Origin of the sequence: Micromonospora inositola (assembly GCF_900090285.1) — a bacterium.
In the GTDB taxonomy this organism is placed as follows: domain Bacteria; phylum Actinomycetota; class Actinomycetes; order Mycobacteriales; family Micromonosporaceae; genus Micromonospora; species Micromonospora inositola.
In genome coordinates this window covers 6,271,665-6,289,966 of record NZ_LT607754.1, presented here as the reverse complement: position 1 = coordinate 6,289,966, position 18,302 = coordinate 6,271,665, and the positions used below count along the sequence as shown (strand labels likewise).

14 protein-coding genes and 1 pseudogene are annotated in these 18,302 nt (G+C 72.6%); 11 read left to right on the top strand and 4 right to left on the bottom strand.

Features of this window, described 5'->3' with window-relative positions; translation table 11 throughout:
* The first annotated feature begins 60 nt into the window (after nucleotides 1–60).
* Nucleotides 61–1,164: a glycoside hydrolase family 26 protein gene (locus tag GA0070613_RS29940; RefSeq protein ID WP_231929565.1), complete on the top strand. Its 1,104-nt coding sequence runs from the start codon at nucleotides 61–63 to the stop codon at nucleotides 1,162–1,164.
* A 144-nt stretch (nucleotides 1,165–1,308) separates the two neighbouring features.
* The gene (locus GA0070613_RS29935) at nucleotides 1,309–2,463 is read left to right on the top strand and encodes a glycoside hydrolase family 26 protein (protein ID WP_231929896.1); all 1,155 of its coding nucleotides are present in this window, start codon (nucleotides 1,309–1,311) and stop codon (nucleotides 2,461–2,463) included.
* A gap of 22 nt (nucleotides 2,464–2,485) precedes the next feature.
* Here the strand turns inward: GA0070613_RS29935 and GA0070613_RS29930 are convergent, their stop codons facing one another.
* Nucleotides 2,486–3,067 carry a TetR/AcrR family transcriptional regulator gene (locus GA0070613_RS29930; RefSeq protein ID WP_089015342.1) on the bottom strand — a complete coding sequence of 194 codons (582 nt, stop codon included), beginning with the start codon at nucleotides 3,065–3,067 and terminating at the stop codon, nucleotides 2,486–2,488.
* 211 nt (nucleotides 3,068–3,278) lie between these two features.
* On the opposite strand from GA0070613_RS29930, the gene GA0070613_RS29925 reads away from it, so the two are divergent.
* A complete protein-coding gene (locus tag GA0070613_RS29925) occupies nucleotides 3,279–4,733 on the top strand; it encodes an MFS transporter (RefSeq protein WP_089015341.1) in 1,455 nt (484 codons plus the stop codon).
* 27 nt (nucleotides 4,734–4,760) lie between these two features.
* Here GA0070613_RS29925 and GA0070613_RS29920 read toward each other — a convergent pair whose 3' ends face one another.
* Entirely contained in the window at nucleotides 4,761–5,834 is a 1,074-nt protein-coding gene (locus GA0070613_RS29920; RefSeq protein WP_157746569.1) for a CapA family protein, read from the bottom strand.
* A 51-nt stretch (nucleotides 5,835–5,885) separates the two neighbouring features.
* Nucleotides 5,886–5,972: pseudogene (locus GA0070613_RS34625) on the bottom strand (class III lanthionine synthetase LanKC N-terminal domain-containing protein); the annotation flags it as partial.
* 242 nt (nucleotides 5,973–6,214) lie between these two features.
* On the opposite strand from GA0070613_RS34625, the gene GA0070613_RS29915 reads away from it, so the two are divergent.
* From GA0070613_RS29915 to GA0070613_RS29885, 7 genes are all read left to right on the top strand, one after another.
* Entirely contained in the window at nucleotides 6,215–6,949 is a 735-nt protein-coding gene (locus GA0070613_RS29915; protein ID WP_089015339.1) for an FkbM family methyltransferase, read from the top strand.
* Between the two features lie 158 nt (nucleotides 6,950–7,107).
* Nucleotides 7,108–7,671, top strand: a complete 564-nt coding sequence (locus GA0070613_RS29910) for an alpha-ketoglutarate-dependent dioxygenase AlkB (protein WP_089015338.1) — start codon at nucleotides 7,108–7,110, stop codon at nucleotides 7,669–7,671.
* 124 nt (nucleotides 7,672–7,795) lie between these two features.
* Nucleotides 7,796–8,491 carry an SDR family NAD(P)-dependent oxidoreductase gene (locus GA0070613_RS29905; RefSeq protein ID WP_089015337.1) on the top strand — a complete coding sequence of 232 codons (696 nt, stop codon included), beginning with the start codon at nucleotides 7,796–7,798 and terminating at the stop codon, nucleotides 8,489–8,491.
* Nucleotides 8,485–10,119 carry an MFS transporter gene (locus GA0070613_RS29900; RefSeq protein ID WP_089015336.1) on the top strand — a complete coding sequence of 545 codons (1,635 nt, stop codon included), beginning with the start codon at nucleotides 8,485–8,487 and terminating at the stop codon, nucleotides 10,117–10,119. The genes GA0070613_RS29905 and GA0070613_RS29900 overlap by 7 nt, the downstream gene beginning before the upstream one ends.
* Nucleotides 10,120–10,427: 308 nt before the next feature.
* A complete protein-coding gene (locus GA0070613_RS29895; protein WP_231929564.1) occupies nucleotides 10,428–11,378 on the top strand; it encodes an SRPBCC family protein in 951 nt (316 codons plus the stop codon).
* Nucleotides 11,379–11,385: 7 nt separating this feature from the next.
* Nucleotides 11,386–12,561: a zinc-dependent alcohol dehydrogenase gene (locus GA0070613_RS29890; protein ID WP_089015334.1), complete on the top strand. Its 1,176-nt coding sequence runs from the start codon at nucleotides 11,386–11,388 to the stop codon at nucleotides 12,559–12,561.
* A gap of 331 nt (nucleotides 12,562–12,892) precedes the next feature.
* On the top strand, nucleotides 12,893–13,642 hold the full coding sequence (locus GA0070613_RS29885; RefSeq protein ID WP_157746568.1) for a hypothetical protein: 750 nt from the start codon (nucleotides 12,893–12,895) through the stop codon (nucleotides 13,640–13,642).
* Between the two features lie 157 nt (nucleotides 13,643–13,799).
* On the opposite strand, the gene GA0070613_RS29880 is transcribed toward GA0070613_RS29885, so the two are convergent.
* Nucleotides 13,800–14,678 carry an alpha/beta fold hydrolase gene (locus tag GA0070613_RS29880; RefSeq protein ID WP_172875926.1) on the bottom strand — a complete coding sequence of 293 codons (879 nt, stop codon included), beginning with the start codon at nucleotides 14,676–14,678 and terminating at the stop codon, nucleotides 13,800–13,802.
* A 133-nt stretch (nucleotides 14,679–14,811) separates the two neighbouring features.
* On the opposite strand from GA0070613_RS29880, the gene GA0070613_RS29875 reads away from it, so the two are divergent.
* Nucleotides 14,812–18,225, top strand: a complete 3,414-nt coding sequence (locus tag GA0070613_RS29875; protein WP_089015331.1) for a BTAD domain-containing putative transcriptional regulator — start codon at nucleotides 14,812–14,814, stop codon at nucleotides 18,223–18,225.
* Nucleotides 18,226–18,302: the final 77 nt, after the last annotated feature.

Here is an 18,302-nt window from a genome sequence, read left to right as displayed (position 1 = left end):
GTCACGGGTGGCGGCTGAGAAGGTTCTGCAATGATGAGGTTGACCGTTCCGCGGGTCCTGATGGTGCTGATCGGCGCGCTGCTGCTGACCTACGCGGTCGCCATAGCACCGACCACCACGTTTGGGGGCCGGGCGGACGGCCAGTCCGACCGGCTTGCGAAGGCCGAGCCGGGTGCATCGCCCCGGCCGGCTGCGGAACTCTTCCCGCCGGCCGGCAAGGCGTTCATCGGTGTGATGACCGACAAGGGCCCGCACGACTTCGCGGCGCTGGACACGTTCACGGCGGCCGCGAAACACCAGCCGCAGGTGATGCTTTTCAGTTCGTGGTGGGCGTCCGACACATTCGACCGGACGCTCTTCGACCGGATCAAAGGCCGGGGCATGCTGCCGGCGCTGGCCTGGGAACCATGGGACAACAAATTGGACGAAGCGGCCCGAAAGAAGGGTTTGCCCACCCGCGAGATCGACAAGATTAGGTCCAACCAACCGAACTACCGGTTGTCCCGCATCACGGGCGGGGACTTCGACCCCTACCTGCGGTCCTGGGCCGAAGGGATCAAGTCACTCGGCTACCCGGTGGCCATCCGGTTAGCGCACGAGATGAACGGTGACTGGTATCCGTGGTCCGAGGCGAGCAACGCCAACCGGCCGGGCGAGTACGTCAGGGCCTGGCGGCACGTACATGATCTTTTCCGGGCGGCCGGGGCCACCAACGTGAGCTGGGTGTGGAGCCCGAATGCCAGATGGGACGACTCGACGCCGAAACTCTCCAGGCTCTACCCGGGCGATGACTACGTCGACTGGGTGGGCCTCTCGGGCTACTACGGCATCGGGGTCTATACGGACTACAGGTCCTTCGATGAGATCTTCGGCCCCACCATTGCCGAGATCCGCACGTTCAGCAGGAAACCGCTGGTCATCACCGAGACCGGTGCCTCCGACGCCAACGGGCGCAAGGCCGAATGGATCCGGGAGACCTTCCAGTCGCTGCCCACAAACAAAGACATCATCGGACTCATCTGGTTCGAGGTGGACAAGGAGCGGGACTGGCGCATCGTGAGCTCCCCGGCCGTGGCAAAGACCTTCGCCCGGGCGGTCGCCGCCCCTCGCTACCAGTTCACCTGGTCGCCGGAGATGCTCCCGCGTACCCAGCTCGTCCGTTAGGCCAGCTGTATCAGGCTGACGAATAAAGCAACCAGGCAGTAGCTGGCGAACGGGGTGAAGGTGTCAAACGAGGAGCGCCACCCGCCGAAGTCACGGTGGCGGCTGAGGGGGTTGCCCATGGTGGGACTGACAGTTCCGCGGGTGATGATGATGTTGACCGGCGCGCTGCTGCTGACGTACGCCTTCGCCATAGCGCCGGCCACCACGTTCGGGGACGGGGACGGGGTCCGGTCCGACCGGCTCGCGAAGGCCGAACCGGGCACGGTGGTGACGGTCGAAGCACACGCGGCGGCGACGGCCGCACCAGCCACGCCGCCTCGAACGGCTCCCGAACTCTTCCCGCCGGGCGGGAAGACCTTCATCGGCGTGGCGACACTCGAAGGCCCGTACGACTTCACGGCGGTGAACAAGTTCACGACGGCCGCGAAGCGTCAGCCGCAGGTCATGCTCTTCAGCTCGGGATGGGCGACCGGCAAGTTCGACCGTGCGCTCTTCGACCAGATCAGCGGCCGCGGCATGCTGCCGATGCTGGCCTGGGAACCATGGGACTACCTGTTGGACGAAGCCGCCCGCAAGAAGCGGTACGCGGCCCGCAAGATCGACAAGATGCGGTCGAACCAACCCAGCTACCGGTTGTCGCACATAGCGCGCGGGGACTTCGACAGCTACCTGCTGTCCTGGGCCGAAGGGATCAAGTCACTCGGCTACCCGGTGGCCATCCGGTTCGCGCACGAGATGAACGGCAACTGGTACCCGTGGTGCGAGATGGTCAACGGCAACCGACCGGGCGACTACGTCAAGGCCTGGCGCCACGTACATGATCTGTTCCGGGCCGCCGGGGCCACCAACGTCACCTGGGTATGGAGCCCGAACGCCAGATGGGCCGGTTCCACCCAGAATCTCCGCCCGCTCTACCCCGGTGACGAATACGTCGACTGGGTGGGCCTTTCCGGCTACTACAGCACCGGGTCCACCACGAAATACCGGTCCTTCGAAGAGATCTTCAACGACACCATCAAAGAGATCCGCGGCTTCACCAGCAAGCCACTGGTCATCACCGAAACCGGTGCCTCCGACGCCGTCGGGCGCAAGGCCGAATGGATCAGGGAGACCTTCCGGGTGCTGCCCCGTCACAAGGACATCATCGGCCTCATCTGGTTCGAGGTGAACAAGGAGCTGGACTGGCGCATCGTGAGCTCCCCGGCCGTGGCAAAGACCTTCGCTCAGGCGGTCGCCGCCCCTCGCTACCAACTCACCTGGTCGCCGGGCATGCTCCCACGCACCGCGCTCGACGATTAGCGGTCCCGCGCCCTGCCGGCGTTCAGCGGGGCGCCGGTGGGGGGCGCAGGCCGTCGAGGGCGACGCCGAGCACCCGGTCGCGCTGGTCCGGCTCCGGGAACTGCGCCATGGTGAGGCCGCTGACCAGCCGGACCACGTCGTCGAAGCTGATGTCGTCGCGTACCGCCCCGGCGGCCTGGGCGCGGCGCATCATCGGCTCGCCCGCGCTGTAGATCTCCGTCCGGCAGCTGCGGAAGACCTCGGAGTCGTGCAGCAGCTCCTCGGCCAGTGCCCGCTTCGTGGCGGCGTACCCGACGAAACGCCGCAACCAGGCGACGAGGGCGTCCCACGGGGGCAGGTCGGCGAGTTCCGCGGCGGACTGGCTGAGCGCCCGGACCTCCTCGACGTAGACGGCCTCGAACAGCTCCCGGCGGCTGGGGAAGTTCCGGTAGAGGGTGCCGATGCCCACGCCGGCGCGCCGGGCCACCTCCTCCAGCGAGGCCGACGCGCCGTTCTCGGCGAACGTCTCCCGGGCCGCCGCGATCAACGACTCGTAGTTGCGCCGGGCGTCGGCCCGTTTGGGTCGGCCTGCGAAGACGTCGGGCAGCTGCCCCGCGCTGGTCATGACGTGCGTCACCTCGCTTTGGTTGCATCCGGAGGAAGGCCTCCGGTAGTGTAGCGGAGGAACCCCTCCAGAAAGCCCGGAGCCATGCCTCCGGATAGCTTACCCCGATCCTTCGAACGGATCCGGCGGAGCGGTGACCGGCAAACAGCCCCGGCACGACCACCGAGAGCTGGCCAGCCTCCTTTCCCCGTACGCAGATGGAGTTTTCTCTGTGACAGAGACCGTCCGGCGCGGCTCGCGCCGGCTCACCTTCTTCGTCCTGGCGGCCGGCGCCGGGTTCTTCGCGATGCTCCAGTCGCTGATCACCCCGGTGCTGCCGACCATCCAGCACGACCTGCACACCTCCCAGAACACCGTCACCTGGGTGCTGACCGCGTACCTGCTGTCCGCGTCGATCTTCACGCCGATCCTCGGCCGGGTCGGCGACATGGTCGGCAAGGAGCGGATGCTGGTCGTCTCCCTCGCCTCGCTCGCGCTCGGCTGCCTGCTGGCCGCCGCCGCGCCGAGCATCGGCGTGCTCATCGTCGCCCGGGTCATCCAGGGCATCGGCGGCGCGGTCTTCCCGCTCTCGTTCGGGATCATCCGCGATGAGTTCCCCGCCGCGCGGGTGACCTCCGCCGTCGCCGCCATCTCGGCGATCGTCGCGGCCGGCGGTGGTCTGGGCGTCGTGCTGGCTGGTCCGATCGTCACCGCCCTCGACTACCGGTGGCTGTTCTGGATCCCCATGGTCGTCGTCGGGCTGACCGCCCTCGCCGCGCACCTGTTCGTCCCCGAGTCGCCGGTCCGCACCCCCGGCCGGATCGACTGGCGAGCCACCGTCCTCCTCTCCGGCTGGCTGGTCGCGCTGCTGCTGCCGATCAGCAAGGGGTCGGCCTGGGGCTGGACCTCGGGCCGGGTGCTCGGCCTGCTGGCCCTCGCCGTGGTGCTGCTGGCCGGCTGGTTGGTGGCGGAGATCCGCTCCACCAACCCGCTGATCGACATGCGGATGATGCGCCTGCCCGGGGTCTGGACGACGAACCTGGTCGCCCTGCTCTACGGCGCGTCGATGTTCTCCGTCTACGCGTTCCTGCCGCAGTTCGTGCAGACCCCGACCGTCGCCGGCTACGGCTTCGGCGCCAGCATCACCCAGGCGGGGCTGCTGATGCTGCCCATGCTGGTCGCCATGTTCGTCGCCGGCATCCTCGCCGGCCGGCTGGCGTCGCGGTTCAGCGCCAAGGCGCAGCTCGCCACCGGTGCCGCCTTCAACGTGCTCGCCACCGCGATGCTGACCGTCGCGCACGACACCCGCTGGGAGATCGGTGTCGCCGGTGGTCTTGTGGGCCTCGGCATCGGGCTGGCGTTTGCGTCGATGGCCAACCTGATCGTCGGGAACGTACCTTCCTGGCAGACGGGCGTGGCCACCGGCATGAACGCCAACATCCGCACCATCGGCGGCGCGATCGGCGCCGCCGTGGTCAGCGGCGTGATCACCGCCCACCCGCAGGCGAACGGCCTGCCCCGGGAGGCCGGCTTCACCATGGGGTTTCTGGTCCTCACCGGCCTCGCCCTGGCCGCCGCGCTCGCGGCCCTGGCCGTCCCGTCCGCGCGGCGCGCGGCGGCCGGCCGACGTCCGTCCCCCGCGACGGAGCCGGTCGGGGAGCTGGTGACCGTCCCCGCGGGGCGCTGACCCGATCGGTACCCAGGCGGTCCACACCTAGCGCGACCGGTCGGTCGGCGTCGCGGCGAGTCCGGTGCAGGCGCGCAGGCTCGCGTACTCGTGGGAGATCCGGGCCGCGTCTTCGGCATCGGCGAGCTGGGGCTGACCGGTACGCCGAGAGATCAGCGCGGGCACCAACTCGGTCCGCACGACCGTCGGCCCGTGCAGGGTCACCCGCAGCACGCCCGTGTCGTTGCTGTAGGCGTCGTCCCGCCACCACAGGAAGTTGCCCAGCCCGTACTGGACGAAGGTTCGACCCAGCCAGCCGTCGCCGAGCAGCAGATGGGCGTGGGTGCCGACGACGATGTCGGCGCCGGCCTCGGCCATCGCGCCGGCGAACTCACGCGCCTCGTCCGGTGGGCACGATTCGCCCTCCACGCCCCAGTGGACGTAGACGACGACCACGTCGGCCTGCTGCCGGGCGGCCCGCACCGCCGCGACCGCGCGGCTCAGGTCCCGCGTCATCGCGATGCCGGCCTGGCTGTCCGTGGCCTTCCACGACGACCACAGCTCGGAGACCTGGCTGAAGGCGAGGAACGCCAGTGACGTACCGCGTATCTCGGTGATCCACGGCGCGTACGCCGCCGCCGCGTTGACGCCCGCCCCGACGGCCGGGACCCCACTGGCCCTGGCCGCACCCAGCGTGTCGCTCAGCCCCACCCGCCCGTAGTCCAGCGTGTGATTGTTCGCGATCGACACGACGTCGATTCCGGCCGCCCGCACCGCGTCGTACGCGCTCGTCGGCGCCCGGAAGTGGAACTCCTTCGGCTCCGGGGTGCCCCGCGTGGTGACGGCGGTCTCCAGGTTGACCATCGCGAGGTCTGCGTCGGACAACGTGGACGAGATCGACCCGAAGGCGGTTGCCGGGTTGCCCAGCAGGCCGGCCGTCCGGTCGGCGAAGTGCACGTCGCCCGCGAAGTCCAGGGTGATCTCGGCGGGTCCAGCCTGCGCCGGGGATGCCGCCACCGGGGCGGATCGGGCCGGCGCACCGGCCGGCCGGGTCGGTGCGGCATCGCACGCCGTCAGGGTCAGGGTCGCCGCCACCGCGACGAGGGATCGTGCCCAGTTCACTTGCGGCAGCGTACGGCGGGAGCGCCTGACGTTCGGCCTACTTGGGCAGAACTGGAACTTGAAGGACAGGCCACGGGGGACGCAGTAGGACCAGACGGCGTCCAGCACCCGCTCGGCGTTCGCCAGACCCGCCGACACGTGGATCTTCGCTGCTTCCGGCGACGGATTCGAGTCTCATCGGCGGGACGGGTCCGGCTCCAGTGCGCTTGGTCATGACGCTCGATGCGTGACGCACCGGTACACATGACAAAAGTCAGCCCCGACCCGTGCGGGCGTCACTAGCGGGTAAGCACCCCTGGTCCCGGCCGCATCGGAGGAGGTGGCGAACGCCAGTGAGCGCTCATATCCGCTCAATCCAGGCACTCAAGGCCGAGCCAGCCATGTCCTCGCTCCGTCGCTCGCTCGACCTCTCCTACGGCGATCCGGCGTGCGGGGCCGCGCTGGACGAGTTGTACGCGCGGTTCGTCACGGCGGGAGACCTCGTCTTCGACATCGGGTCGCACGTGGGCGACCGGATCGGCAGCTTCCGCCGGCTCGGCGCGCGGGTCGTGGCCGTGGAGCCCCAGCCGCTGTGCACCCGCGCCATCCGTGCCATCTATGCCGGCGACGACGAGGTCACGCTGGTGGAGGCGGCGTGTGGTGCGTCCGCCGGGACCGTCCGCCTGCACGTGAACTCCCGCAACCCCACCGTCTCCACCGTCTCCACCCACTTCCTGCAGGCGGCGAACGGCGCGGACGGTTGGGCGCACGAGGTCTGGGACGCCGAGATCGACGTACCCTGCGTCACCCTCGACTCGCTGCTGAGCCGGTACGGCAAACCGTCCTTCGTGAAGATCGACGTCGAAGGCTTCGAGGACGCCGTGCTGGCCGGCCTGAACCGCCCCCTGCCCGCGCTGTCCTTCGAATTCACCACGATCGAGCGTGCGCTCGCCCGCCGGTGCGTCGACCGGCTCACGTCGCTCGGCTTCGACGGCTTCGACGTCGCGTTGGGCGACGACACGTCGTTCGCGTTCGGGGAGTGGGTGTCCGCGGAGCGGATGATCGCCCACCTGCTGTCACTGCCGCATCGCGCCAACTCCGGCGACGTGTACTGCGTCGGGAAGCCGGTCGGGTGACCCCGCCACCGCGACATTCTGCCTGACGCCGCGCCCCGCCGGGACCGTTTGCTGGTCCCGGCGGATCTGTCACGGCCCGTGGTCGCTGGTCGAGACCGGGATGGCCGGCTCGGCGATGCCGCCACGCCAGCGGCTCGTCGACGGCTACCGTCGGGCTGATGGGGCGGATGCGCGGCACCCACGAGCGACCGGCGGGACTGACCTACCAGCCCGAGCTGGTGAGCGACGACGAGGAGCGGTCGTTGCTGACCGCGCTGGCGGCGTACGACTTCCATGAGGTCCGGATGCACGGGCAGATTGCCCGGCGTACGGTCCGGCATTTCGGCTTCGACTACGACTACGGCTCCTTCCAGCTCACCGAGACGGAGGCGTTGCCGGTGGAGCTGCGCGAGGTCCGCGAGCGGTGCGCCGGGCTCGCCGGCATGCCGGCGGCCACGCTCGCGCAGGCCCTGGTCACCCGCTATCCGCCTGGCTCGGTCATCGGCTGGCACCGCGACGCCCCGGCGTTCGGGCCGACGGTGGTCGGGCTCTCCCTGGGCTCCACCTGCCTGTTGCGCTTCCAGCGCGGCCGGGCCGACGAGCGCCGGGTGTACGAGGTGGAGCTGGCGCCCCGCTCGGCGTACGTGCTCGCCGGGGCGGCGCGGTCGGCCTGGCGGCACAGCATCCCGTCGGTGCCGGAGCTGCGCCACTCGATCACCTTCCGACAACTGCGCGGATCGTGACGCTCCGGGTCGGGCGTTCCGACTCGGCACAACCGAGACCTCGGTGGGCCGACCCGGGGCGCGACGTGTGGAAGCTCCGACAGCGGGAAGGCAGGGCCGTTGCGCAGTCGGCAGCGGGAGGGACATGGGCGCCAGAACCTTCGTGGTGGTCGGCGGCACCAGCGGCCTCGGCCTGGCGGTGGCCCGCCTGCTCGTCGACGAACACCAGGTCGCCGTCTTCGGTGATGTGCCCGACGAGGTCGCCGCGGTGGTTGACGAGCTGGGCTGCGCCGGGTCGATCTGCGACGTCTCCTCGTACGACCAGGTCCGGGACGCGTTCGTCGAGGTGGTCGACCGGTACGGCGTGATCGACGGGGTGACGGCGTGCGCCTCGATGTGGGCGGGCGGTGACCTGGCGGACCTTTCCCCGGAGCGGATCCGGCGAGCCGTGGAGATCAACGCGCTCGGCACCACGTACGTGTTCAAGGAGGCGCTGCGCCACCTGCGCGGGCAGGGCCACGGCAACGTGGTGTACGTCGGGGCGATGGCCGTGACGAAGCCCCGGCCGGGCATCCCGATCTACCGGGCCACCAAGAGCTACGGCAGCAGCTTGGTCGAGTCGCTGGCCGAGGCCCAGCACAGCAACCGGATCAAGGTGATGCAGCTGCATCCCGGGCCGATGCCGACCCGGTTGCAGGAACGGGTCGGCGACGAGTTCCTCGACGAGATCTACGCATTGCCGGAACAGGTCGCCACGGAGGTCGTACGGCTGCTGCTGCTCGCTCCCGACGACCTGTACGTCTCCGGCGAGCGCGTGCTACGCGCGGACGGGCGGTGGTGACGCCCGGAGGCGCCACAGCCGAGATCACGGTCTCGGCGTGGGCGCCGTTGCGCACCGCGGTCTACCGCAGCCTGTGGCTGGCCCTGCTCGCCGCGAACATCGGCACCTGGATGCAGACGGTCGGCGCCCAGTGGCTGCTGATCCATCAGTCGAACGCCTCGACGCTGGTCGCCCTGGTGCAGACCGCCAGCCTGCTGCCGACGCTGCTGCTGGCCCTGCCGGCGGGCGCGCTCGCGGACACCTTCGACCGACGGCACCTGCTGATCTCGGTGCAGCTGTTCCTGGTGGTGGTGGCCGCGGCGCTGACGCTGCTCACGGCGACCGGCCGGATGCCACCGGCGCTGCTGCTCACCCTCACCTTCGCCTTCGGCGTGGGGCAGGCGCTGACCCTGCCCGCGTGGGCGGCGGTGATCCCGGAGCTGGTGCCACGGGACCAACTGCGGGCAGCCTCGGCGCTGGGCTCGATCAGCGTCAACGTGGCCCGGGCCGTCGGACCGGCCGCGGCCGGCGTGCTGATCGCCCACACCGGGGTGGCCCCGGTCTTCGCCCTCAACGCGGTGGCGTTCCTGGTCTTCGCGCTGGCGCTGGTCCGCTGGCGGCCCGGCGACGCCCGCGCCGTTGAGGTGCCCGAGCGGTTCACCGCCGCACTGCGGGCCGGCGGCCGGTACGTGCGGCACTCGCCGATCGTGCGCCGGCTGCTGCGCCGCGCGCTGGTCTTCGTGATCCCGGCGAGCGCGCTCTGGGCGCTGCTGCCGCTGGTGGCCGCCCGCCGGCTCAACATGGACTCCAGCGGGTACGGCCTGCTGCTGGCCGCGCTCGGGGTGGGCGCCATCATCGGCGGCCTGCTGCTGCCGAGGATCCGGACCTGGATGTCGGCCAACCAGTTCCTGCTGGTGGCCGGGGCGCTCTACGGCGGGACGCTGATCGTGGTGGCGTCGGTGCGGATCGTCCCGGTGGTACTGCTCGCGCTGCTGCCGGCCGGGGTGGCCTGGGTGACCGTCCTCGCCAACGTCAACGCCGAGATCCAGCTCTTCCTGCCCGGCTGGGTACGCGCCCGCGGCCTGGCCGTGTACCAGATCGTCCAGGGCGGCGGGCAGGCCGTGGGCGCGTTCGCCTGGGGTGTGGTGGCGGACGTCGCCGGGCTGGTCGCCGCGTTCCTCGTGGCGGCCGCGCTGATGCTGATCGGCGCGGTGACGTCGCAGATCTGGCCGCTGCCCGACCTGCGCGGGACGAACAAGGACCCGACCACCTACCGGCCACCCCTGGAACTGGCGCTCGAACCGGATCCGCGGGTGGGCCCGGTGCTGGTGGTGGTCACCTACACCGTCCGGCCCGGGCGGGAGGCCGCGTTCCTGGACGCGATGGACCACATCCGCGGGTTCCGGCAGCGTACCGGGGCGATGCGGTGGGGACTGTTCCGCGAGGGCGAGAGCCCGGCCCGGTTCGCGGAGGTCTACCTGGTGCCGTCCTGGGACGAGCACCTGCGCCAGCACGGGGGCCGGCTGACGAGCGTCGACCGCGAGGCCGAGGAACGGGCCAAGGAACTCGCCGAGGGCGAGCCGGAGGTTCGGCACCTGCTGCCGGCCGCCGCCGGCCCCGCGATGACGGACAACCGTGACCTCCCCTGACCCCGCCCCGCCATTCGCCGGGCCGATCCGTCGTCCCACCGCGAGCCGCCAAACCCTGCGGCTCGAACGGGAAGCGTGATCGGGTGCATTTCGGGAATGACCGGCCATGGCGAGGGGGGCGAAGTCCCCCGGTGCCGCGACCGGGCGATATCGCCCGTCACCACCAGCCGCGACGAGCCGCGGGCGGACCCCTGCAGCGGGCGGGTCCGGCGCGCCGTGCCCGGCGTTCGGCAACGGCCGACGGAAGCAACCCATGGGGGAATGGAGTGAGCAGGATGGCTCGAAAGGGCACGATGGGGGTGCGGTCGGTGACCGACGCCCTGGGTATCGAACGGGCGAGTCAGGACCGCCCGTCCGAGGGGCTGGCCCGGTTCCTGGGCTGGTTCAGCCTCGGGCTGGGCACCGCTGCCCTCGGCGCGCGATCTCGGGTCAGCCGGCTGTCCGGGGTCGACGACTCCCGCACGGCGCAGACCGTGCTGCGGATCGCCGGGGTGCGGGAACTGGGCCACGCCGGGGCCCTGCTGATTCCACGCCGGGCGGGTTGGGGGGCGTGGACCCGGGTCGCCGGCGATGCCATCGACCTCGCCGCGTGTGGCCGGGCGCTGCAGGGTCGGCGCGGGGAACGGCGACGGCGGCTGACGTACACGACGTGGGCGATCGCGGGGATCACCGCGGTCGACCTCTACACCGCCGTACGGGTCGCCCGGCGGCGCCGGCGCGCGGACGGCAACCAGGTGCACGCCGCGGTGACGGTCAACCGGAACATCGAGGACGTCTACCGGTTCTGGCACGACTTCGAGAACCTGCCGCGCTTCATGTACCACCTGCAGTCGGTGCGGATGACGAGCGGCCGGCGGTCGCGGTGGATCGCGAAGGCGCCGGCCGGGAAGAGGGTGGAGTGGGACGCCGAGATCGTCGACGACCGCCCGAACGCGCTGATCAGTTGGCGCTCGGTGGCGGGCGCGCGGGTGCCCAACTCCGGGACCGTCCGGTTCATGCGCGCCGCCGGTGGGCGGGGCACCGAGGTGCGCGTCCAGATCAGTTACCGGGCGCCGGGCGGGATGCTCGGGGCGAAGGTCGCCAAGCTCTTCGGCGAGGACCCCCAGCAGCAGGTCTGCGACGACCTGCGGCGGTTCAAGCAGGTGATCGAGACGGGCGAGATCGTCCGCTCCGACGCCAGCCCGAACGGCAGCAGCGTGCAGCAACAGGCAAAACAGCGTCCGGCGCGACCGCTGGCGATGCGTGGGGCGGAGAGGTGAGGAACCGATGAAAGCCAACTGCTGGATCGCGCCGAACAGCCTGGCCGTCGAGGACGTCCCCGACCCGCAGATCCTCAACCCGCGGGACGCCATCCTGCGGATCACCTCGTCGGCGATCTGCGGATCCGACCTGCACCTGCTGAACGGATTCATCCCGGCGATGAGGAAGGGTGACATCCTCGGGCACGAGTTCATGGGCGAGATCGTCGAGCTCGGCCAGGGCGTACGGGACGGGCTGAGCGTCGGTGACCGGGTGGTGGTGGGCTTCCCGATCGCCTGCGGTGACTGCATCTCCTGCCAGCGCGGTCTCTACTCGATCTGCGAGAACTCCAATCCCAACGCGGCGATCGCGGAGGCCGCGATGGGCCACTCGCCGGCCGGCATCTTCGGCTACTCCCACCTGCTCGGGGGCTACGCCGGGGGGCAGGCGCAGTACGTCCGGGTCCCCTTCGCCGACGTGGGCGCTCTCAAGATCGAGGACGATCTGCCCGACGAGCAGGTGCTGTTCCTGTCGGACGTGCTGCCGACCGGCTACATGGCCGCCGAGATGTGCGACATCAAGCGCGGCGACATCATCGCCATCTGGGGCGCCGGGCCGGTCGGGCAGCTCGCCGCCGCCAGCGCGTTCCTGCTCGGCGCGGAGCGGGTCATCGTCATCGACCGGTACCCGTACCGGCTGCGGATGGTCCGGGAGAACACCGGCGCGGAGACCATCAACTACGAGGAGTCCGACGTCCCGGACGCGCTGCGGGAGATGACCGCCGGACGCGGGCCGGACGGCTGCATCGACGCCGTCGGCATGGAGGGGCACCACGCCTCCGCGGCGCTGCACGCGTACGACCGGGCCAAGCAGGCGGCGAAGGTGGAGACCGACCGGCCGCACGCGCTGCGGGAAGCGGTGCTGGCCTGCCGCAACGGCGGCACGATCTCGGCGGTCGGCGCGTACGGCGGCTTCATCGACAAGTTCCCGATGGGCTCGTTCATGAACCGGTCGCTGACCATGCGGTCCGGGCAGGCCCACGTGCAGCGTTACATGCGGCCGCTGCTGGAACGGATCCGCAAGGGCGAGATCGACCCGAGCTTCATCATCACCCACACCATGCGGCTCGACGACACGCCCCAGGGCTACGACATCTTCAAGAGCAAGCAGGAGGATTGCGTCAAGGTCGTGCTCAAGCCGTAGCGGAACCATCCGCACCGTCGCGCCGGGCAGCGGGCCCGGCGCGACAATGCGTGCGCGCCCGGCCCCACGGACTGGGCGATCCGCGGCTGATCCTTCGCTGGGTCGAGTGGGTTCCGTGCAGACGAGCCCGCGCCCGTGCGGTCTCCCACCCCGGTGGCGCCACCCGGGGGAGTCGGACGACGCCCAGCAGTAGGGCTTGCCGACCGGTGGGTCTGGCCCACCCGCCCGGCGGCCGCCACAATGACGGCATCGGTGTCGCGACCCCGGCGGCGCTCCGGCCGCGCGGGCTGAAACGTCGACCCTTCCCAGAAGGGACGACGGCATGCACCCGATGCTCCGACGTCTGGACGACCTCGCCGCCCACCTCGCCACCCGGCCGGACGCCGTCGCCCTGCTCGGCCTCGGCTCCGCCGGAGCCGAGCACGACCGGCTCGACGCCCACTCCGACCTGGACTTCTTCGTCGTCGTCGCGGACGGCGCGGTGCCCCGCTACGTCGACTCCGTGGCCTGGCTGGCGGCGCCCTGCCCGGTGGCGTACAGCTTCGCCAACGAGCGCAACGGCCGCAAGGCGCTGTACGCCGACGGCGTCTTCGTCGAGTACGCGGTCTTCACCGTGGACGAGCTGGCCGGGTTGCCGGTCAGCGGCGCGCGGGTGGTCTGGCAGCGACCCGACACGCCCGCCGGGCTGGCCGAGTGCGGCCCCCCGCCACGGCCGGCGACGCCCTACGACACGGTCGAGTTCCACCTGAACGAGGCGCTGACCAACCTCTACGTCGGCCTGCACCGCGAGCTGCGCGGCGAACGGCTCACCGCGGCGCGGTTCATCCAGTCGTACGCGGTGGACCGGGTGCTCGCGCTGCTGCGGCTCACCTCGCCCGGCGCCGCGCACCGGCGCGACCCGTTCGACCCGACCCGGCGGGTGGAGCAGGCGTACCCCCCGGAGGCGCTGCCGCTGGCTGAGATGGTGCCGGGCTACCGGGCCAACCGGGCGGCCGCCCGGACCACGCTGGCCTGGCTGGCGGCGCGGTTCCCGGTGGACCCGGTGATCGGCGACGCCATCCGGCGCCTGCTGGTGGCGTAGCCCCACGGTCGGTGGGGCTGCGGGTTTCAGGCGCCGAACTTCCGTGCGCAACTGGGCGACCCGGGGCACGGGGTGACCTTCGCCGGCAGCCTGCTGGAGGTGGTCGGCCTGGTGATCGCGGTGACCTGCTGCCTCGCCACGATGTGGCAGACCTTCCTCACCGGTCCAGCAGGGCGCGCAGCGCCTTCACCACCTCGGCGGGCGCCTCCTCGGCCATGAAGTGGCCGTAGCTGACCGGCAGGTGCACCAGGTCCGGCGCCCACGCCCGCCACCTGGCGGCGGCGTCGAAGCCGAGCGCCGCCCCCCAGTCCTGCTGGAGCACGGTCACCGGCATGCGGAGCCGGTTACCGGCCCCGCGGTCGGCCCGGTCGTGCTCGACGTCGATCCCGGCCGACGCCCGGTAGTCGGCGACGATGGAGACGACCGCCTCCCGGGAGGCCCGCAGGTAGGCGGCCCGCACGTCGGCCGGGATCGCCTCCGGATCGCCCGCCCAGACGTCCAGGAAGTGGCCGAAGAAGGCGTCCGGGCTGGCCCCGATCAACCGCTCCGGCAGGCCGGGCGGCTGCGCCATCAGGTAGAGGTGGAACCCGACGGCGGCGCTGGTGCCGTGCATGACGTCCCACATGTCGAGGGTGGGCAGCACGTCGAGTGAGGCGAGGTGGGTGACCGCGCCGGGATGGTCCAGGCCGGCGCGGACCGCGACCAGGGCGCCGCGGTCGTGCCCGGCGAGGGCGAACCGGTCGTGCCCCAGCTCGCGGGCCAGCGCGACGACGTCGGCGGCCATGGTGCGCTTCGCGTACGCCGTGCCGTCGGTGTCCGCGGGCTTGTCGCTGGCGCCGTAGCCGCGCAGGTCGGGGCAGATGACGGTGTGGTCGGCGGCGAGGTCGGCGGCGACGTGCCGCCACATGAGGTGGGTCTGCGGGAAGCCGTGCAGCAGCACGATCGGGCTGCCGGAGCCGCCGACGGCGGCGTTCAGGGACACCCCGTCGGCGACGGTGACGCGTCGGTAGTCGAACCCACTGATCCTGGGATCCACGGTAGGCCTCTCTGTTGGGATGTCCGGTACGCGCCGAGCCTGCCCGGGGCGGATCAGCGGCGGATCAGCGTCCGATGAGTGGCCCGGCCGGCGCACCGGTGCGGCGACCCCTGCGGTGCCTAGAGTGGGCGACATGACCAGCCAGACCTCGGTGCGGTTCGGCGTGCTGGGGCCGGTGGAGGCGGTCGGCGAGCGCGGCCCCGTACCGCTGAAGGGGACCCGGCAGCGCGCCGTGCTGGCCCGGCTGCTCGTCGCCCGGGGACGGGTGGTGCCGGTCGATCGGCTCGTCGGCGACCTGTGGGCCGAGCCGCCGGAGGGGGCGGTGGCCGCCATCCGCACCTTCGTCGCCGACCTGCGCCGCGCCCTGGAGCCCGACCGGCCGCCGCGGCAGCCGGCCCGGCTGCTGGTCACCACCCCGCCGGGGTACGCGCTGGCCGCCGCGCCCGACGCCGTCGACGCCTGGCGGTTCGAGACGGCGGTCGCCGACGCGGGCGCGCTGCTGGCGGCGGGACGCCCCGGACCGGCCCTCGCCGGCCTGGACGCGGCACTCGCCCTGTGGCGAGGGCCGGCGTACGCGGAGTTCGCCGACCAGGGTTGGGCCCGGGGAGAGATCAACCGGCTCGACGACCTGCGGATGCTGGCCGTGGAGCGGCGGGCCGAGGCGCTGCTGGCGCTGGGCCGGGCCGCCGAGGCCGCCTCCGACCTGCGCGCCCACACGACCGCCCAGCCGCTGCGGGAGGACGCCTGGCACCTGCTGGCCGTCGCCCTCTACCGTGCCGGCCGGCAGGGCGACGCGCTGGCCGCGCTGCGCCGGGCCCGGGAGACGCTGGTGGGGGAGCTGGGGTTGGACCCGGGCCCGCGGCTGCGACAGCTCGAGGCCGACATCCTCGCCCAGGCGCCGCACCTGCGCCCGACGCCGGTCACCGCGCCCGCGCCAGGCGAGCCGCCGACGCTCGCGCCTGCCGCCGCCGCGGTGTCGGCGCCCGCCTGGGCTGCGCGGCCGGCCGCCGGCGCTGCGGTGCCGACGCCTGCCGGCGGCGAGGCGCCGGTGCCGGTGTCCGGTGAGCGGCGCCCGTTCGTCGGGCGCGGTGCGGAGCTGGCCGGCCTGGTACGAGCGGCCGACGAGGTGGCCCGGCGCGGCGGGCCGGGCCTCGCCCTGGTCTCCGCGGAGGCGGGCGGCGGGAAGACCGCGCTCGCCGAGGCGCTCACCGAGCGGTTGGCCGCCGCCGGCTGGAGCACGGCCTGGGGCCGCAGCCCCGAGTACGACGGTGCGCCGGTCGCCTGGGCGTGGGGGCAGGTCACCGCCGCGCTGACCGCCGGCTCGTCGCCGCGCGATCCCGGTTCGCCGGCAACCGGAGCGGACGCCGGATCCGGCCCGGACGCGCCGACAGGCGCGACCGGTGGACCGTCCTCTGCCGGGGACGCCGCAGGGGCGGCGGACCCCGCCGTGGCCCGGTTCCGGCTGTACCGGGCCGCCGCGGCCCGACTTGCGGCGGCGGCCGGCCGGCGGCCGGTGCTCGTGATCCTCGACGACCTGCACCGGGCCGACGCGGACACCCTCGACCTGCTGACCGCCCTGCTGGGCGGCCCGGAGCCGGTCACCGGGCCGGTGTTCGTCGTCGGCACGTTCCGCGCCACCGAGATCTCCCCGGAGCTCACCGCGACCCTGGCCCGGCTCGCCCGGACCGAACCCGTCCGGGTCTATCTCGGCGGTCTGCCCGAGGCGGCGACCGGGGAGGTCGCGAGCGCCGTCGCCGGGCGGGAGCTGGACCCGCCGACCGTGCGGCTGCTCCACCGGCGCAGCGGCGGCAACCCGTTCTTCGTCCGGGAGCTGGCGAGGCTGCTCGCGGCCGAGGGCGACGCGGCCCTGGCGGCGATCCCGGCCGGCGTGCGGGACGTCATCCGGCACCGCCTGGGACAGCTGCCGGAGGCCACCCGGAACGTGCTGCGGCAGGCCGCGGTGATCGGCCGGGACGTCGACCCGGAGGTGCTCGCCGCCGTCGCCGGTGAGGACGCCATGCTCGACGCGCTCGACCGGGCCGTGCCGGCCGGCTTCCTGACCGGGCCGGGCACCCGCTTCACCCACATCCTGGTCCGCGACACCCTCTACGGGGACCTGTCCGCGCCGCGCCGGGCCCGCTGGCACACCGAGGTCGGGGAGGCGATCGAAGTGCTGCGCCCGGACGACGTCGCCGCGCTGGCGCACCACTTCGCCCAGGCCGGCGGCCGCGCCACCGCCCCGCGCGCCGCCCGCTACGCCGCGGCCGCCGCCGAACGGGCCGAACGGCGCCACAACCCGCACGAGGCGGCCCGCCTCTGGCAGCAGGCGGTCGCCGCCCACGACCGGGCGGGCGGGCAGGACGTACGCGGGCGGCTGGCCGCGGTGATGGGGCTGGGCCGGTCGCTGGCCGTGACCGGACACCTGGCGCAGACCCGCCGGCTCCGGGCCGAGGCGGTCGCCACCGTCGAGCGGATCGACGATCCGGTGCTGACCGGGACCGTGCTGGCGGCTTTCGACGTGCCGGCAGTCTGGACCCGCAACGACGACGAGGACCTCTCCCGCCGGGTCGTCGAGGCCGCCGAACGCACCCTGGCGGTGCTCCCCGCCGATCAGGCGGACCAGCGCAGCCGGCTGTTGAGCACCCTGGCCCTGGAGCTGCGCGGCACCACCACCGACCGTGGCCGCCGGGCTGCCGCCGAGGCGGAGGCGATCGCCCGGCGACTCGACGACCCGGCGCTGCTGGCCTTCGCCCTCAACGCCCGCTTCATGCACACCTTCCGGCGGACCGGCCTCGCCCCCGAACGCGCCCGCCTCGGCGCGGAGCTGGTCGACCTGGCCGCCCGGCACCAGCTGGTCACCTTCGAGGTGCTCGGGCACCTCATCGGCCTGCAGGCGCGGTGCGGGCTCGGCGACCTGGCCGCCGCCGACGGCCACGCCCGCGCCGCCGACCGGCTGGCCGAGCGGTACGACCTGCCGCTCGTCGGCGTCTTCACCCGGTGGTACGCCGCCCTGCGCCCGGCCGTCGAGGGGGACCGCGCGGCGGCGGAGGTCGCGTATCGGGCCGCCGCCGCCACGCTCGGCGGCAGCGGGATGCCGGGCATGGCCCGGGGGCTGCCGCCCCTCGCCCTGCTCGGCCTCCGGCTGTCCCTCGGCGACGACGAGCGGCCGGCGCTCGACGCGGGCGCGGACTGGGGCCCGTACGAGCCGTGGGTGCGCCCGCTGATCCTGCTCGCCGCCGGTCACCGCGCCGCGGCCGCCACCGCGCTACGGGAGCAGCCCGACCCGCCGCACGACCTGCTGCGCGAGGCGCGACTCTGTCTGGCCGCCCGCGTGGCGCTCGCCCTCGACGACCGCGCCACGATCGAGCACCTGTACGCCGAACTGCTGCCCGCCGCCGACGAGTTGGCCGGGGCGGGAAGTGGCGTGCTCAGTCTCGGGCCGGTGGCCGGGTATCTCGGTGAGCTGGCCGCGGCGCTGGGCCGTCACGACGCAGCCGCGGCCCATCAGCGGAAGATGCGGGGATTTCGCGTGCGGGGGAATCGTTGATCCGCATCCCGGCTCATCGCTGAAGAAATTTTAGCATTGTCGGTTTCGCGCCGGTATCCACCGTCGGACCGATGCGC

What these genes read in the sequence shown, in the direction of transcription:
- GA0070613_RS29910 (WP_089015338.1), top strand. Translation starts at nt 7,108, where the DNA reads ATGGGGCGGATGCGCGGCACCCACGAGCGACCGGCGGGACTGACCTAC.
- GA0070613_RS29940 (WP_231929565.1), top strand. Translation starts at nt 61, where the DNA reads ATGGTGCTGATCGGCGCGCTGCTGCTGACCTACGCGGTCGCCATAGCA.
- GA0070613_RS29915 (WP_089015339.1), top strand. Translation starts at nt 6,215, where the DNA reads ATGTCCTCGCTCCGTCGCTCGCTCGACCTCTCCTACGGCGATCCGGCG.
- GA0070613_RS29905 (WP_089015337.1), top strand. Translation starts at nt 7,796, where the DNA reads ATGGGCGCCAGAACCTTCGTGGTGGTCGGCGGCACCAGCGGCCTCGGC.
- GA0070613_RS29885 (WP_157746568.1), top strand. Translation starts at nt 12,893, where the DNA reads ATGCTCCGACGTCTGGACGACCTCGCCGCCCACCTCGCCACCCGGCCG.
- GA0070613_RS29875 (WP_089015331.1), top strand. Translation starts at nt 14,812, where the DNA reads ATGACCAGCCAGACCTCGGTGCGGTTCGGCGTGCTGGGGCCGGTGGAG.
- GA0070613_RS29890 (WP_089015334.1), top strand. Translation starts at nt 11,386, where the DNA reads ATGAAAGCCAACTGCTGGATCGCGCCGAACAGCCTGGCCGTCGAGGAC.
- GA0070613_RS29930 (WP_089015342.1), bottom strand. Translation starts at nt 3,067, where the DNA reads ATGACCAGCGCGGGGCAGCTGCCCGACGTCTTCGCAGGCCGACCCAAA.
- GA0070613_RS29935 (WP_231929896.1), top strand. Translation starts at nt 1,309, where the DNA reads ATGATGATGTTGACCGGCGCGCTGCTGCTGACGTACGCCTTCGCCATA.